This is a genomic window from Cupriavidus sp. Met-2 (assembly GCF_049843575.1).
GTDB classification, from domain to species: Bacteria; Pseudomonadota; Gammaproteobacteria; order Burkholderiales; family Burkholderiaceae; genus Cupriavidus; species Cupriavidus metallidurans.
The window spans coordinates 210,815-227,235 of the sequence record NZ_JBBHZL010000003.1; the positions used below are offsets into that span (position 1 = coordinate 210,815).

Annotated in this window: 13 protein-coding genes and 1 pseudogene; 5 read left to right on the plus strand and 9 right to left on the minus strand. The window is 63.0% G+C overall.

Translation table 11 applies throughout. The features are described 5' to 3' along the window. Positions 1–182 precede the first annotated feature (182 nt). The 3 genes from WD006_RS09380 to WD006_RS09390 all read right to left on the minus strand — a co-directional run bounded on the left by WD006_RS09380 (position 183) and on the right by WD006_RS09390 (position 2,384). Positions 183–710, minus strand: a complete 528-nt coding sequence (locus WD006_RS09380) for a hypothetical protein (RefSeq protein ID WP_011519813.1) — start codon at positions 708–710, stop codon at positions 183–185. Between the two features lie 11 nt (positions 711–721). After that, entirely contained in the window at positions 722–1,531 is an 810-nt protein-coding gene (locus WD006_RS09385) for a DUF2092 domain-containing protein (protein WP_029306986.1), read from the minus strand. A 319-nt stretch (positions 1,532–1,850) separates the two neighbouring features. Then, positions 1,851–2,384, minus strand: a complete 534-nt coding sequence (locus tag WD006_RS09390; RefSeq protein WP_029306987.1) for a hypothetical protein — start codon at positions 2,382–2,384, stop codon at positions 1,851–1,853. Positions 2,385–2,933: 549 nt separating this feature from the next. Here WD006_RS09390 and WD006_RS09395 point away from each other — a divergent pair. Further along, positions 2,934–4,346 carry a DUF2252 domain-containing protein gene (locus WD006_RS09395; RefSeq protein WP_011519810.1) on the plus strand — a complete coding sequence of 471 codons (1,413 nt, stop codon included), beginning with the start codon at positions 2,934–2,936 and terminating at the stop codon, positions 4,344–4,346. A 71-nt stretch (positions 4,347–4,417) separates the two neighbouring features. On the opposite strand, the gene WD006_RS09400 is transcribed toward WD006_RS09395, so the two are convergent. From WD006_RS09400 to WD006_RS09420, 5 genes and pseudogenes are all read right to left on the minus strand, one after another. Beyond that, the gene (locus tag WD006_RS09400) at positions 4,418–6,400 is read right to left on the minus strand and encodes an alkyl/aryl-sulfatase (RefSeq protein WP_029306988.1); all 1,983 of its coding nucleotides are present in this window, start codon (positions 6,398–6,400) and stop codon (positions 4,418–4,420) included. 468 nt (positions 6,401–6,868) lie between these two features. Further along, positions 6,869–7,684 carry an anti-sigma factor family protein gene (locus WD006_RS09405; RefSeq protein WP_029306989.1) on the minus strand — a complete coding sequence of 272 codons (816 nt, stop codon included), beginning with the start codon at positions 7,682–7,684 and terminating at the stop codon, positions 6,869–6,871. After that, positions 7,681–8,214, minus strand: a pseudogene (locus tag WD006_RS09410) (RNA polymerase sigma factor); the annotation flags it as partial. The gene WD006_RS09405 and the pseudogene WD006_RS09410, both read right to left, overlap by 4 nt. Positions 8,215–8,253: 39 nt before the next feature. Then, on the minus strand, positions 8,254–9,693 hold the full coding sequence (locus tag WD006_RS09415) for a YncE family protein (protein WP_375198937.1): 1,440 nt from the start codon (positions 9,691–9,693) through the stop codon (positions 8,254–8,256). Between the two features lie 62 nt (positions 9,694–9,755). After that, positions 9,756–10,214: a DUF305 domain-containing protein gene (locus WD006_RS09420; protein ID WP_029306992.1), complete on the minus strand. Its 459-nt coding sequence runs from the start codon at positions 10,212–10,214 to the stop codon at positions 9,756–9,758. A gap of 189 nt (positions 10,215–10,403) precedes the next feature. Between WD006_RS09420 and WD006_RS09425 the strand changes: the two genes are divergently transcribed. Beyond that, entirely contained in the window at positions 10,404–10,604 is a 201-nt protein-coding gene (locus tag WD006_RS09425) for a hypothetical protein (protein ID WP_080711367.1), read from the plus strand. Between the two features lie 60 nt (positions 10,605–10,664). Here WD006_RS09425 and WD006_RS09430 read toward each other — a convergent pair whose 3' ends face one another. Next, a complete protein-coding gene (locus WD006_RS09430) occupies positions 10,665–10,808 on the minus strand; it encodes a BON domain-containing protein (RefSeq protein WP_011519803.1) in 144 nt (47 codons plus the stop codon). Between the two features lie 168 nt (positions 10,809–10,976). Here WD006_RS09430 and WD006_RS09435 point away from each other — a divergent pair, with 168 nt between their 5' ends. The 3 genes from WD006_RS09435 (at position 10,977) to WD006_RS09445 (ending at position 16,401) form a co-directional block, all read left to right on the plus strand. After that, entirely contained in the window at positions 10,977–11,900 is a 924-nt protein-coding gene (locus WD006_RS09435; protein WP_029306994.1) for a polyphosphate kinase 2 family protein, read from the plus strand. A gap of 94 nt (positions 11,901–11,994) precedes the next feature. Continuing rightward, positions 11,995–14,757 carry a cation-translocating P-type ATPase gene (locus WD006_RS09440; RefSeq protein WP_029306995.1) on the plus strand — a complete coding sequence of 921 codons (2,763 nt, stop codon included), beginning with the start codon at positions 11,995–11,997 and terminating at the stop codon, positions 14,755–14,757. Positions 14,758–14,793: 36 nt separating this feature from the next. Continuing rightward, positions 14,794–16,401, plus strand: coding sequence for an alpha/beta hydrolase (locus tag WD006_RS09445; protein WP_035832365.1), 1,608 nt, complete (start codon positions 14,794–14,796; stop codon positions 16,399–16,401). Positions 16,402–16,421: the final 20 nt, after the last annotated feature.

Genomic DNA, 16,421 nt, shown 5'->3' on the forward strand with positions numbered 1-16,421 from the left:
ACAGGGTCACCATGAAGATCCATACCATCCGGGGCGAGCGCCTCGAATGAACGTCTTGCGTTGCATGTCGCGGGATCCGCGACATGCACCGGCTCATGCGGCCGTCAGTTTCCGCTTTGGACCGAGCCGCAACGTCATCGGCCTGCGAATGCGATGCGGCGGAGCAACTGCTCAGGTTTCCATCAGTACGGCGCGTTCACCACCACGTACTGTGATCCCTGCGGTTGATACCACGTGGTGCCACACTGCTGGTAGACCATTCCGCCGTAATTGACTGGCGCACAGCTTGGCGGAACGGACCGTACGACGGAGCCGATGACGGCAGAGGTCACCGCCACGGTCGCCGTGACTGCCGCCGCGGTTGCCACCGGGTGATAGTCGTTGTCCCAGCCGCCGCCGCAGCAACCGCCGTGGTTTTCAACGTTGACGTTGACGTTCCGGTTGGTGTTGACGTTGACGTTCCGGTTGGTGTTGACACTGTTCACGCTGGTGCTGCGGACGTTGTTGGCGCGTGCGTCTGCCGGCCTGTTTGCCTGCGCGTTCATTGCCGCGCCACCACCACCCCGTCCACCGCCGCCCCCACCTCCGCCTCCGTGAAATCCACCACCACCGCCACCGCCGCGTGCTTCGGCAACGGGTGCCCATCCACTTGCCACCACGATGACTGCACCCAGCAGCGCTACGATCGCCTGATTGAGAGAGTGTTTCATTGGTGGCTCCTTCATTGATTCTTGAGGGGGACGAACTCGGCGACTTTCGCTCCCTTGGGCGGCGTGAAATGGAAGGTGGAAGCTGTGAACTTCGGCTTCAGGTTCCAGGTCAACCACGTCACGGATTGCGGCCGCGCTTCATCGCTCCGGTTTGTGACCACGATCTTTCGCGGCAGTGGCTGGTTACCGGAGGCGATCCAGATCTGCCAGTCGATCATGCCCTGACGGAATGCGTACTGGTCGCACAGCTGGCCGTCGATCAAGTCCTGTCCCGCGACCATGGCGGATGTGATGCCGTTCGTTGGTGCATTCGGCGTGCCCCACAGGAACAGGTCGTCAACCGGTACCTCGATGCCGAAGCGCTCCCGCAGTTTGACCACGAGGTTGCTCAGGTTGTCGCTCGAGTCGACCGTGCTGTAGTAGTTGCTTTCCGGGTAATAGAGCGCAACCTTCTTCCCGTCGTAGTACAGGTCACGCTGTGCCCGTGCACTTCGCATCTGCACACGCATCTTGTCGGGTCGATCGGCATCGACGCGGGCACTGGCCGAATGCTGCAGTTTCTGGCCGTCTTCAAGCACGCGTTCGCCATCGAGGTCGATCTTGACGGAGAACTGCTTCAGCGTCTGCAGGTATCCACCCATGTCCTTCAAGGCCTGGATGGCATCGGGGTTCACGGCGTTGGCGTCAGGCTTGCTTTCCGGCGGCGGCGCGGTGGCAACCTTCTGGGTGTCTGGCGCGGGCGATGAGGTGGCCTGCGGGGCCGGACTGCTGCACGCGCCCAGCGAAATGGCCAGCGCGGCAATACACAATGCACGATTCATAGCGAACCCCCTTGGATATGGATGCCTTCGCCGGATTCCGGTGGTGGGCATGGCTTGCTGAGACGGCCGCCATTGGCGACCGTGGAAGAACGGGTTTGGCTGACTGCAGTACTCATGGATCGTCCGAGCCACCAGATCGGACGAGGTCGCCGGCTGCATGGAATCCCGTAACGGTTCAACCGCGCAGGTATGCGGAATCCACGCTGCGGCGTTGGCGCGCGGCGATTGCGGTGCACGTGCGAGGTGGGGGCGGCAGATAACACGATCGCGATGCATGGGACGAAGTGGGATCAGCGCGGCAACGCGGTGAGTGTGATGATCAGCCTTCGTTGACGGACCGAGTGGCCAGGTTGTCCGGGAGCGGCCCGAAGAACGCCCGCTTGAATTTTTCGCGACCAATCGCACGCGCCATCTCGGCGAGGGTGCAGTACATGAGCACCAGCGTCAGCAGCAGAATCTGTATTGCCCAGAACCGCGGCCAGTTGATCTCGGAGACCAGCAGCTTGTTGGCTGCGGCAAAGCCGGGCGCTTCCTTCCAGAAATCGTAAAGGCGCTCCAGATAATGAATGAACAGGGCTACCAGGCTGTACATCACTGTCTTCCATCCAACATTCCAGATCAACGGCTTTTCCGGGAACCGGTTGATGAACGGGAGCATATCGGCCAGCAACACGGCCTTGCCGAGGATCAGGGCAGCCAGTGCCACGGACGCAGTGGTCTCCAGCTCGATGCCAGTTCCCTTGACCATGAGTGCCCGGATGATCGCGACGATATGAAGGATGACGAAGAAATAGATCGTCGGCGGCAGCATCTCCATGAATTCGTGCTTGATCGTCCCGATCAGCTTGCTCATTGCAATCCCCTGATTCAGTGGCGCCCGCGGCGTTGGCTGCGTGGCGAATGAAACACGGCTGGTGGCGCAAGGACACCCTCAACGTTATAGGCCAGATGGCGTACGCGTGAGAAGTGCAATGTCGCCGGCAGTCGACATCAGACTATCGCTGAAGCCGGTTGCCTTATGAAGTGAATCTTCTCTTGTGCGTATGAAAAGGATTCAGTCGATGGTCATGCGTTGCTTCAAGCGCGTCCGGAAAAATGGCGTGGCAATGACGGACGTGTCAGAAGCTGCGGTGGCACTGCTGGCTCGATGGTCCCAAGCCGGGCCAGTAGCCATAGGTAGTCGGTGCAATCAATTACCCTTCAGGGCAATGCCTGGCGCGCCATGATGTCCGGTGTCTCGCAAGTGGAAAGCGGGATACATTGAGTGGCGATGCGCACACAGCATGAACGACAGTTGCCATACACTAGATTTCCTCCGTATGCCCAGCCTTGCGTTCGGAAGGCTGGCATCCGATCCATTCACGCAGCAGCGTTCCGCATCCCACCTACAGGAGGCCCGAAAATGGCAGACATCCGCACCCTGGCAGAACGGCAGGCGATCGGACGTGAAGCACGCAGCCGCGCAAAGCGATCATCGAATGCCGAGATCGGCAACACCGACCGTGATCCGGTGGCGTTGCTGGAGCAGAACAGCGCGGGGCGCGTGGAGGCGCTGGTGCCGCTGCGCTATGGGCGCATGTCGGTGTCGCCATTCACGTTCTTTCGTGGCAGCGCGATTCTCCAGGCGCACGATCTTGCCGCCACGGCAAATGCAGGCATCGCATTCCCAATCTGCGGCGACGCGCACCTGATGAACTTCGGGGGCTTCGCTACGCCGGAGCGGCAGCTTGTCTTCGATCTGAACGATTTTGACGAAGTGGCCGTGGGCCCCTGGGAGTGGGACGTCAAGCGCCTTGCCGGAAGCCTGGCCATTGCTGGCGAGCATATGGGTATCGCCCGGGACACCGTCAGCGACATCGTGGCGACGGCTGTGCACGAATACCGCGATCGCATGGAGGAATACGCCGGGTATAGCGCGCTGGATCTCTGGAACGAGATTGTCTCGTTCGAACGCATGCTCGAAGCCGCGACGAGCGAAGAGGGCCGTCGAACGATTCTCAAGGCGAAGGAGAAGGCCGCAGGGCGGACCAACGAAAGCATGTTGAACAAGATGGCTGCGCAGCGTGACGGCCAATGGTGGATTCAGGACGCGCCGCCGGCGATCTTTCATCCCAGTGGCCCAACTTCGCTGCTTGGTGAGCACGACCAATGGTCCAACACCGAGGCGTGGCGAGGCAAGCTGGCCCGCGCGTTCGACGGGTATCTGAAAACGCTTCCCTCGGAGCGACGCGCACTGATCGATCACTTTTCCCTGCAGGATGTTGCCTTCAAGGTGGTAGGTGTCGGCAGTGTGGGTACCTTCTGCCTGGTGCTGTTGATGGTGGATAGCCACGAGCAGCCGCTGTTCCTGCAGGTCAAGGAAGCGAGGGACTCCGTGATCGCGCTTCACTATGACGCCGAAGGTCCGGCGCATCAGGGTCAGCGTGTCGTTTCGGGTCAGCGCCTGCTGCAGGCGGCCAGCGATGCGTTCCTTGGCTGGACGTCTGGCCCGGCCAATCGACAGTTCTATTTCCGTCAGTTACGCGACATGAAGGTATCGGCCGACGTCGAACGCATGAGCAACGGAGTACTGCAGGGATATGCGCGCTTCTGCGGTTGGGCGCTGGCGCGCGCGCACGCAAAGGCAAGCGGGAAGGCAGTGGAGATCGCGGCCTACCTGGGCAGCGGGGAGCGGTTCGCCGATGCGATCACCGAATACTCGTTCGCCTGCGCCACTCAGAATCTGAAGGACTACGAGGCGTTCAAGCTCGCGTGTCGGACGGGCAAGATCGAAGCCCGCAGTGACGAAGACATGGCGGCGGATTTCCGCATGTAGCCGCCGCGTTTCAGACTAACGCGCGGCAAAAGTCCCCGGCGCTTTAGACAAGCGCCGGGGACTTTTTTGCATTACGGCGTGACGATATTGAACCAGAACTCGAAGTTGTCGAGGTAGCTCACCAGTTCGTCGAGCTTGGCCTGATTGCCAGTGACCTTCGCCGATCCGTTCTTGATCGCGTCGGCCAGCTTCGTCTGTTGCAGGATGATGCCGTTCAGCGTGTCGCGTGACATTGCCACGGAGGCATCAGCGTTTGCGGATTCAATGCCTGCCGTGTGGTTGAGCACGCCGTTCTCAAGTTCGAGCAGATACTTGCCGCCTTCCTTGCCGAAGTCGACATTCAGCGCGATCTTCGCATTGGCCGCCTTGGCGCGGTTCACGCGAACGCTGAGATAGTCGAAGAACATCTCCGGCGTCATGGCCTTCACCGTATCGCCGCTCGCGGTGTTCGGCGTGGGCAGCTTCTTCACGCCTTCGCGCAATTCCTTGGCACCGGTCAGGTAGAAGTTGCGCCACGGGCCGGATTCGGCCTGGTAGCCCAGTTGCTCGAGCGCGTCGGCCTGGAGGTTCTTGGCCGCCTTGTTCGACGGGTCGGCAAACACCACGTGATTGACCACCTGGGCCACCCAGCGATACTCACCCTTGTCGTACGCCTGCTTGGCCTTCGACAGCACGGCATTGGCGCCGCCCATGAACTCGACGTAGCGCTTGCTGGCTTCCACCGGCGTCAGTTCGTCCAGCGTGGCGGGGTTGCCATTGAACCAGCCGAGGTAAAGGACGTAGGTAGCCTTCACGTCGTGGCTGACTGAGCCGTAGTAGCCACGGTTGGCCCACATGTTGGCGAGATCGGGCGGCAGCTTGAACTTGTCCGCGATCTCGACCATCGTCTCGCCCTGGTTGGCCAGGCGCAGCGTCTCGTCATTGATGTAGCGATACAGGTCGCGCTGCTGGCGCAGCAGGTGCACCACGTTCTTCTGGCCGAAGCTCGGCCAGTGGTGCTGGGCAAACATGACATCCGCCTTGGCGCCCCACATGGTCAGCGCCTGATTCAGGTACTTCGACCAGGGCAGCGGCTCGCGGATCTTGGCGCCGCGCAGGGAATACGTGTTGTGCAGCGTGTGTGTGCAATCCTCGGCTGCGGAGATCGCGCGCTTTTCCTCGATGTACCACAGCATCTCGGCCGGAGCTTCCGAGCCAGGAGCCATCAGGAACTCGTAGGTCAGGCCGTCGATGACGCGCTTTTCACCGGTCTTGGTGATCGTGTCCGTCGGAGACAACAGCGTGACGGTGCCGGCCGAGGTCGTGGTGCCGAGACCGGCGCCGACCTGGCCCTTTTCATCGGCGGGCAGCAGATTGCCGTACATGTAGCTGGCGCGGCGGCTCATGGCATTGCCGGCCATCACGTTCTCCGCCACCGCGGCTTCCAGGAAGCCCTCAGGCGCGTAGATCTTCACCTTACCGGAGGAGACGTCGTCCTGGCTGATCACGCCACGCACGCCGCCATAGTGGTCAACGTGGCTGTGTGTGTAGATCACCGCCTTCACGGGCTTGCGGCCACGATTGGCATAGTAGAGATCGATTGCGACCTTGGCTGTTTCTTCCGAGACGAGGGGGTCGACCACCGTGATGCCTTCCTTGCCCTCGATGATGGTCATGTTCGACAGGTCCTGATTCCGAACCTGATAGATGCCATCGGTCACCTGGAACAGGCCGCTGATGTTGATCAGTTGAGCCTGACGCCAGAGGCTCGGGTTGACCGTGCCCGGTGCCTGGGAACCTTCCTTGATAAAGGCGTACTGGTTCGGGTTCCAGATGGCGTTACCCGACGACCCCTTGATCACCGTGTTCGGCAGTGGTGCGACAAAGCCGCGGTGCGCGTCATCGAAATCGGAACGATCCGAGAAAGGCAATTCGCTGAGGAGCTTCTGGTTGGCGGCCTTTGTCGCGCTAGTGGCGTCCTTCCGCGCGTCCTGGGCATAGGCCGCGCCGAACTGGGAGAGCACCGCGGCGGAGACGAGCGTCACGACGCTCGCGCGAAATCGGCTGTTCTTCATGTTTTCCTCTTTGTTTGTCCCAATGGAAATTGTGCCGGCCTGGGTATGGGGGCATTGGCCAAGTGTGCGGGCCCGTTTATCCCGACAAGTACGAGCCTGACTGCACAGAATTCTGAGCGAACTTTCTGAGTGTCAGAAGTTAGTTTTTTGGGTGCAGAATTCGCCTCGACATGAAATATTTGCTTTAGATTTGCCCAGCAGGGCTCGACGGAAGACGTATCTGATCGTGCCGTTCCTGTCGTTGCAGATATTTACGGCCATCGCGTGACGAGCAGGCCGTCCGGCCGAGTCTTGTCCGCGAAGTGCGCAACCGATGGCGCTGCCGGATTGCGTGGATCCGTCCGCAGCTTTCGATCCGCGCAACCCGGCCCCCGGTGAACGCGATTGCGGGCGCATCGACGGTACGCCATTGGGGTGAAGGGCAAAGGCATTGCCCTTGGGGCATGCGGCAGGCTGTGCTGCCGTCCCCTACAGCGAAGGATGTTTGCTGCCGGCGTCTACCGATCCGTCCCGTCCATTGATCTGCCGGCGCATCTCGTCGGCCAGTGGGTGGAGGCCGCTGGTGGACGCCGACGCCACCAGGCTGTATCCAAGGCCCTGATTGGCCCATGAGTATCCCGCCACGCCGGCCTGTACGTGTGCCTTCATCGGTGTGTCGCCTTCGATTGCCATCGGGCGTACCAGCATCGCCAGGCGCGTGCCGTGGCCGTCCTCGTACATGAAGAGGCCGGCGGGACCATGCTCGGTGGCGACGAGACGCCCGCCGATGTAGCGATAGCCTGCCTTGCCGAGGTCCGGCACGGCAATCGGGCGACGCAGCCGCGAGGAGACCCAGTTCACCAGGTCGTTGCTGTCAGCGGCCCCCATTTCGACGGGACGTATCGGGTCGGCGGCAAATACCTGGAAGCTCGCCGTGGCTTCGCGCGCCAGTGCGGCAATGCCGCCGGTGGGCGGCTCGGTCGCGCCGCGTCCCATCCAGCCGCCGATGCCACCAAGGCACATGGCGACGAAGACAGAAGCCGCCAGCCGCCACGGATGGCTGGCGCGGGCGCGTCGTTCCGTCAGCATGTGCCGCAGGTTCAGTTCTGGCGGAACCGGTTCTTCTGCGATCGGGGCGAGCGCGGCGCGCAGTTGATCGCGCTGGGCCATGTAGCCCTCGACGCGGGCCGCGACGTCGGGATGCTGCAGCAGGTATGCGTCGATCTCGCGCAGGCGCGTGGTGTCGAGCGCGTGGTCGACGTAGGCCAGCAGTTCCTCTTCCTGTATCGGTCGATGCTCGTTCATTTGACCCTCCGCAGTCCGGATGTCGGGGCCGCCTTCAGGCCGGGTTCCATCTGCCTCAGTAGTTTTTCCCGCGCGCGAGACAGGCGCGACATCACGGTGCCGACGGGAATCTCAAGAATGCGTGCGGTCTCGGCGTACGACATCTCCTCCACCGAGACCAGCAGGAGCACACTGCGCTGTTCGGCGGGAAGGGCATCGACCGCGCTCAGCAGGTCCCGATAACGCAGTGCGTCTTCCTGGGCCGGCGGCACGGTTATGAGGGACTCCGCCACGTCGTCGATAGCCACGTGCAACCCTTGCGCGCTGGCATGACGGCGCAGGGCCGTCATCGCCAGGTTATGCAGGATGGCGAATACCCAGCTACGGGTGTCTGCGCGGCTGCGGCGGCTGTCCCAGTACGTGATGACCTTTTCCAGGCAGTCCTGCACGAGATCGTCCGCGGCCGCCTGCTCGCGCAATAGCGCGCGGGCATAGCGGCGCAACGCCGGAATCATCGGTTCGACCTGTTGCAGCAAGTCCTTCACGGCAGCGGTGTCTCCGTCAGGGGTGGCAGCATGATCGCACGCGGGCTAGAGCGCCTGCACCTGAACGGGTGCGGCGGGTTTGCCGTTTTCCGACGGGGCGATGACGAGATAGCGTCGTCCCTCCACAGTGGCGTTGCCCTGCACGATCTGCCGGATGGGGCCGATTGCATTGACAATAGCCGAGCCGGCGGGATTCGTCATGAACAAGGCCAGCGGCTCCAGCGACCCGGTGCCGTCCGCATGGCTGGCCAGCGCCAGCACGTACGCATGCTTCGGTTGCAGCCCCGTTGCCGAGGCCTGAAGGACCTGCAGCACGCCCTGGTCGAACAGCGTCACGCTGGTAGGTGCGTTGTCTGTGACCACCGGCTTGCCGTTCTCGATATGCAACAACTTCAACTGCGTGCTCTGGCCAGCCAGACCCGGCGATTGCAGTCCTTGTGTGCCATCGCCATCGGGTACCGCATTCGGCACGTAGGCAATCGCCTGCGGCGCCTGACCTACCGGCACGTTGGCGACGACCTGGTTCGTGGCGGTATCGATGACGGCCAGCTTGTCTGCATTCTCCAATCCGACGTAAATCCGGCTCCCATCGCCCGACGGCCAGACACCGTGAGGCAGGCTACCCACGGGAATGGTGGCCACCGGGGAGAAGTCGTCGGTGCGGAATACCTTGACCTGGTTCAGGCCGCCGATCGTGACATAGGCAAGCGTGCCCGCCGCCGTGTGCGCGAAGTTGACGTGATTGGTGATCGGGCCCGTCTCGATTGTCCTGATCGGGCGGAACGGAGGCTGCGCTTCGAACACCTGCGTCTTGCCGATGTCTTTCAGCGTGAACCAGACCTGTTTGCCATCCGGTGTGGCCGCGATGTTCGGGCAGAACGGACTTTCCTGCTTCACGCGGCCCACGATCTTGTGGTCGGCCACGCTCACGACCGCCGTTTCCGGGTTGAACGACGAGCAGATGTAGCCGTACTTGCCGTCCGGCGAGAAGATCTGCATGCCCGGGCCGCCGGCAACCTTGATGCGCGCGGTCTCCATGAACGTCGCGGCGTCGAGAACCGCGATGTAGTTTTCGCCGCGCACGGTGATCCACACTTCCTTGCCATTCGGCGTGTAGAACGCCTCATGCGGCGAGCGTCCCACGTAGGTGACATGCTTGACGGCATTGGTGGCCGTATCGATGAACGACACCGAGTTGGACCCGATGGAGACGATCGCGAGCGTGCGATGGTCCGGCGAGAAGCCCATGCCGTGAACCAGCAGTTGGCCCCGGTACAACGGACTCAGGTTGCCGGGCGCGGGGTCGCCCAGCCGGATGACACCGAGCAACCGGTTGTCGGCCGGATCGGTGACGGAGACGGTGTTCGAGAACTGCTCGGCCGCGTAGACGCGGTCCCGGTGGCTGATGGGCACGTCCGGCGCATTCAATGGTCCAGGGGCCTGGCCGGCAAGGGCAACGCTGGCGATGCCGGTGGCGCCGAGCATCCATGCGAGGGAAAGCGAAATGGCATGTCGGAGGGGGCTAGGTTTCATGATCGGGCCTTGCATCAGTGCGCGTGGGCGGAGTGGTCGTGGGAAGCTGGCTGCGACGGCGACGGTGTGGAGGCCGCCGGCTGGGTTGGTGCAGGCACGGACGGCGGAAGCGGCTGTCCAAGCGCCAGCCGCATCGCGGCGATCTCCTGCATCTGATCGACGATGATTTCCTGCGCGATGCGCCTGAGCTGCTCGTTCTTGCCGTAGCGCAGCTCTGCCATGGCCATGTCGATGGCACCTTGGTGGTGCGGGATCATCATCGCCGCGAAGTCTTCGTCGATATTGCCGCTGGGGTGGACCGACATGCCGTCCATCATTCTTGTCATCGCCACTTCGTTCTCCGCCGCGAACCGCTCGGCGTCAGAGCCAGTGGCGGTGGCGGCAAGAGCGGGTGCGGCAGCGGTCAGCGCCGCCAGCAGGAGCAGCACCGCACCAATGGCTGGTGGTGTGGGCAGTCGATAGAAGGAGACCATGATTCCTCGCGTCGTTCCATGGGCCCGGAGCGGGCCGTTGTCGGGTAGACGCGGGGAGGGGGGTGCTTATTCCACCCACAGCGGATTTATTTTGCGACGGTTCTGACCTCGTTACACGCGATTACCAGCTTCAAGTTCCCCCGCGCGGAGTGCCGTAGTATCCTTTTTTTGATTTTCAGGAGGGAAAGAATGATGAAGGCTCTGCTGCTGGCTGTCGTCTCATGTGCCGCATTGCTGACGGGTTGCGCTGTCGGCCCGTACCCCTATGATGATTCCGCCGGCGGTCCGGGCTGCCCGCCGGGGCAGGCGAAGAAGGGTAACTGCCGTGTCGACCAGTACGGAAACGAGTCCTTCTGCCCGCCCGGCAAGGCCAAGAAGGGCCAGTGCTAGCCGCCGTCAGGCTCGTCTGCGGAGCCTGACTGTTTTATCGCCAGTCGCTTTCGCGCATCCTCAGTGTGCGGCCACCTTCAAGCTGTCGTGAATCGAGCGAACCCCATCCACGCTGCGAATCGTCTCCAGCGCGATATCGTGCTGCACCTTGCTTGGCACCGGGCCGCTGACCTTGGCAATGCCGTCCCTGGCAAAAAGTGACAGATAGGGCTTCCGGTTTCCGTGTGACCTGCTACAGTCAAATTAGAGTCGGGACGGCAGCAAGCGCATCGCGCTTCGCTTGTCGCGGCTATCGAGCCCTGGAGCCACGTCAGGGCTTTTTTGTTCGTTGGCAGTGCGTTGCCGACGACCGAAGCTGGGGAGGAGTTGGCAATGCCTCGCAAAGAGATACTGGGCACCCTGGGGAGCTATATCAATCCGTTCCGCATCACGCAGGGCGAGGAGTTCCGTCTGGCGGACTTCGATCCTGCCGATACGCTGGGCTTCGAGATGAAGAAGGGCGAGGCGGCGGACCTGCTTCGGCACGGATCGGAATGGTTGGCGATAGAGCAGGACGTGCTCTACGCGCAGGACTCCTGGTCGGTGCTGCTGGTGTTCCAGGCCATGGACGCGGCCGGCAAGGACGGGACGATCAAGCACGTCATGTCTGGCGTCAATCCGCAGGGGTGCGATGTCTTCTCGTTCAAGCAGCCGTCCCATGAAGAACTCTCGCACGATTTTCTCTGGCGATACCTTGCGAAGGTGCCCCAGCGCGGACGCATTGGCATCTTTAATCGGTCCTACTACGAGGACGTGCTCGTGGTGCGGGTGCACCGGCAGCTGCTGGAGGCGCAGAAGATCCCGCCGGCGCTCATTACCGACAAGATCTGGGACGAGCGGCTGGCCGATATTGCGCGCTTCGAGGACTACCTCACGCGGCAGGGCGTGATCATTCTCAAGTTCTATCTGAACCTGTCGTACGAGGAACAGAAACGGCGATTCCTGAAGCGCCTTGACAAACCGAACAAGAGTTGGAAGTTCTCTCCCTCCGACGTGCGCGAGCGCCGGCACTGGGACGAGTACATGCAGGCCTACGAGGCGGCGATCCGCGCGACTTCCACCGAAGCGGCCCCATGGTATGTCGTGCCCGCCGACAAGAAATGGTTCACGCGACTTGTCGTCGCGGCGGCCGTTGTCGAGGCCGTGGAGAAGTTGAATCTCCAGTACCCCGAGATCTCGTCTGACCAGGCGAAGGCGCTGGCGAAGGCGCGTGAGGAACTCGAAGGGGAAAAGAAGGCGGCGAAGCAGGCGGAATAGCAGGCGGCGAAGCGAAAGCAAGCGGGACATCAGGTGAAGCAGTGCGACGGCGAATGGCGCCGCATGACGGACGCCGCAACCTGGAGGATGCAAGATGAGTGAAGCGGATACCGTGGTATCAGGCGTGGAGGAAACACCCTGGCACGCCATGACCGCCGATGAGGTCGAGCAGCGTTTCAAGGTCGATCCCTCGCAGGGCCTGGAAGCCGACGATGCCGCCGCGCGGCTGGGTACCTACGGACCCAACCGGCTGCCCCAGGGCAAGAAGCGCGGCGCCATCGCGCGCTTTGTCTCCCAGTTCAACAACATCCTGATCTATGTGCTGATCGCGTCGGCCTTCACCAAGCTGATGCTGAGCCTTTGGCTCGACGCATCGATCATCTTTGCCGTCGTCATCCTGAACTCGCTGCTGGGCTTCTTGCAGGAGGGAAAGGCCGAAGAGGCGCTGGATTCGATCCGCAACATGCTTTCCACTGATGCACGCGTGTTGCGTGGTGGCGCGGTCCGCCTGCTTGACGCCGAGGAACTGGTGCCGGGCGATGTCGTGCTGCTGGAGTCGGGCGACAAGGTCCCCGCCGATCTGCGCCTGGTGGAAGCCAGGAACCTGCGCACAGAGGAAGCGGCGCTCACCGGCGAGTCTGTGCCCGCCGACAAGACGACGGTACCGATGCCCGCCAAGTCCACCGTGGGAGACCGCGAGAACATGGCGTTCTCCGGCACGATGGTGGTCTCCGGCCGAGCCACCGGCGTGGTCGTGGCAACGGGAAGCCAGACGGAACTCGGCCGCATCAACGAGATGCTCGGGCAGGTCAATCCGCTGGAGACGCCGCTGCTGCGGCAGATCACGAAGTTCGGTTACGTCATCACGGCGGCCATCGGTGTTCTCAGCGTCGTGCTGTTCTCCTGGGGGCACTGGCTCGGCAAGATGAGTTTCGTGGAGCTGTTCCAGGCGATCGTCGGCATTGCGGTGTCGATCATCCCGGAAGGTCTGCCCGCGCTGATCACCATCACGCTCGCGATCGGCGTGAAGCGGATGGCCCAGCGCAATGCCATCATCCGTCGTTTGCCGGCGGTGGAGACGCTGGGCTCCGTCTCGCGCATCTGCTCGGACAAGACGGGCACGCTGACGATGATGGAGATGATGGTGACATCGGTCGTGACGGCCGATGCATCGTATGCAGTGACGGGCCACGGCTACGCACCGGAAGGCGCGCTCAGCACGGAGGGCAAACCGCTGGACGCCGTGCCGTTGCCGCTGGCGCTGATCGGTCGCGTGTCGATGCTGTGCAACGACGCCGAGCTTTTTGAGGATGATGGTCGATGGAAGGTGGAGGGCGACCCCACCGAAGGCGCGCTCTATCCGCTCGCCACCAAGCTCGGCATGGACCGCACCGCCGAGGGGGTGGCCGCGCCACGGATCGACGCCATTCCATTCGAGTCCGAGCACAAGTTCATGGCGACGCTGAACCGCTCGGCCGACGGAGAGATGCTGCTGGTAAAGGGTGCGCCGGAGGTGATTCTGGAACATTGCGATCACCAGCAAACCGCGAATGGCGCGGTGCCGCTCGACCGCGCGTACTTCGTGAGGGAGGGCGATCGCATGGCCGCGCAGGGTGAGCGGGTGCTGGGACTTGCCTGGCTGCCAGATCCGGGCCTGCCGCAGGGCGGTCTCGAGCCGAAGGACTTGCCGAGTACGCTCGTGTTCCTCGGCCTCGTCGGCCTGATGGACCCGCCGCGCAAGGAGGCGATCGACGCCGTGCGGGAATGCCATGAAGGTGGCATCCGGGTGACGATGATTACCGGCGACCACAAGGTCACGGCGGCCGCCGTGGCGGGAATGCTCGGGATCGGCGATGGCCGCACCGCCGTGGCGGGTACCGAGATCGAGGCAATGAACGATGCGGCCCTGCGCGAATGCGTGCGCGAGGTCGATGTCTTCGCCCGCGCCAGCCCCGAGCACAAGCTCAGACTCGTGAAGGCGATGCAGGCCAACCGGCAGGTGGTGGCAATGACCGGCGACGGCGTCAACGATGCACCCGCGCTCAAGAAGGCCGATATCGGCGTCGCGATGGGTATCAAGGGCACCGAGGTGACGAAGGAGGCCGCGGGGATGATCCTCGTCGACGACAACTTCGCGTCGATCTCGGCGGCGGTGAAGGAAGGTCGGACGGTCTACAACAACATCGAGAAGGCGATGCTGTTCATGCTGCCGACGAACATCGCGCAAGGCGCCGTGATCGCCATCGCGATCCTGATCGGGTTCACGCTGCCAATCACCGCGCCGCAGATTCTGTGGGTGAACACGGTCTCCTCCGTCGCGCTGGGCCTGGCCATGTCGTTCGAACCCCACGAGGCGGACGTGATGGGCCGGCCGCCACGCTCGATCGACCGGTCGATCGTCACCGGTTTCGGGGTATGGCGAATCTGCTTCATCGGCGTGGCGCTCGTCATCTACACACTCGCGGCGTTCTTCGTGATGAAGGCGCATGGCGCGGCGGATGAAATGGCGCGAACAGCGGCCGTCAACGCCATCTCGCTTGGCCAGATCTTCTACCTGATCAACAGCCGGCACCTGCTCGAATCCTCGCTGTCCGTGCGCGCTCACACGAGCAATCCGTATCTCTGGTACGGCATCGGCGGCGTTGTGGTGCTGCAGTTGCTGTTCACGTACTGGTACCCGTTCCAGTTGATCTTCGATACCCAGGCACTGACCGTGGAGCACTGGCTATGGCTGATCGCCGGAGCCGTGGTGCTGTTCTTCGTGGTGGAGTTCGAGAAGCTGGTCATTCGATCCTTCCCGCCACTGACCGCATTGGTGACGTCGCAGCGGGCCGGCGCGTCCAAGCGCAAGCCCTGAACGCATGTCGCAATCAGCATGGGCCCTGTTCCGCAGATGAAAGCGCGATCCCGTCTGACCAGCAAGGTGCGCATCGCCGCGATCGTGCTGGTCGTGCTTGGCGTGGCGCTACTGGCGCTGCGCGCCTATGACGCGACACGAGGGCCGGAGCTGCAGCTCTGGCACACCTTTGTGCCCGACGAGCTTGGTGTCGAGCAGATCGACCGGTCCGACTGGAGCCGCTATCTGAGGCAGGAAGACGCCCTGTTCGAGCAGGTCAGGCGGCACGTCAGCGACCGTCTGCCGCCTGCGGCGCGGATCCCTTCGAACCGCTATTTCGAGGGCAGCCCGATCTACCCGGGACGCTTCGAGCACGACTGGAACCGTTCGTACGAAATGCGTCCAGCCGGAAAGCCCGTGGGCGCGGTCGTCCTGCTGCATGGCCTGACCGATTCGCCGTACAGCCTGCGACATATCGCCCAACGGTATGTGGAGGACGGCTTCGTCGCGGTCGGCATTCGCCTTCCCGGCCATGGCACGGTACCGGCCGGGCTCTCTGACGTCGAATGGGAGCGCTGGATGGCGGCGACGCGGCTTGCCGTGCGCGAGGCGCGGCTTCAGGCCGGCGCGGATCGTCCGATCCATCTGGTTGGCTTTTCCAATGGTGGCGCGCTGGCGATGAAGTACGCGCTCGATAGCCTTGAAGACCCCAGGCTGGAGCGGCCGGCCCGGATCATCCTGATCTCGCCGATGATCGGCGTGACCCGCTATGCGCGGTTCGCCGGGCTGGCCGCGCTGCCGGCGTTGCTGCCGCCCTTCGAGAAGGCTGCGTGGCTCGGGATCGTGCCCGAGTTCAATCCATTCAAGTACAACTCGTTTCCCGTCAACGGGGCGCGGCAATCCCATCGGCTGACCGTCGCGTTGCAAGACCAGATTGCGCGTGTCGCGCGGGAGCGCGGGCTGGAGGGCCTGCCTCCCGTGCTGACTTTTCAGTCGGTGATCGACTTCACGGTGAGCACTCCGGCAATCGTCAGACGGCTTTACGCGAGCCTGCCGGACAACGGCAGTGAACTGGTGCTATTTGACGTCAACCGGCGTGCCAAGCTTGGGCCCCTGATCGATCCGGCTTCAACGCAGGCGCTTGCCCGGCTCTTGCCCGCGCTGCCGGTGAGCTACAGGCTGACGATGATCGGCAATGAAGCGGAGGGGGCGGACGACGTGACAGCGCGCGTGGTGGACGCAGGCGCCACGGAGGAGACAAAGCAGCCAGTCGCGATGACTTACCCGGCGCAGGTATTTTCGCTGTCACACGTGGCGATCCCGTTCCCGATGGACGATGAGCTATACGGGATACAACCCATGGATGCGGGGAATCCGCGCTTCGGCGTGTCGCTTGGCGCGATCGCACCGCGTGGTGAACGCGGCGCATTGATGGTCAGCCTCGATTCGATGTTCCGGATCTCTTCCAATCCGTTCTTCCCGTACCTGCTTGCGCGCATCGACGAGGTGATCGCCAAACCGGCCCGCGCGTCGGGTGCCCGGCCAGGTGGTGCTCGCCGCGCGGGGCCTGCGGCGGAAGCGAGTTTTCCGGATACCGACCCCGAGTTCGATGAGATGCTGCGCAAGGCGCAGGACGTGGAGCTTGATTCAGTGGTGATGCCGTAGCGAGGGGCCGATCGCCTGCT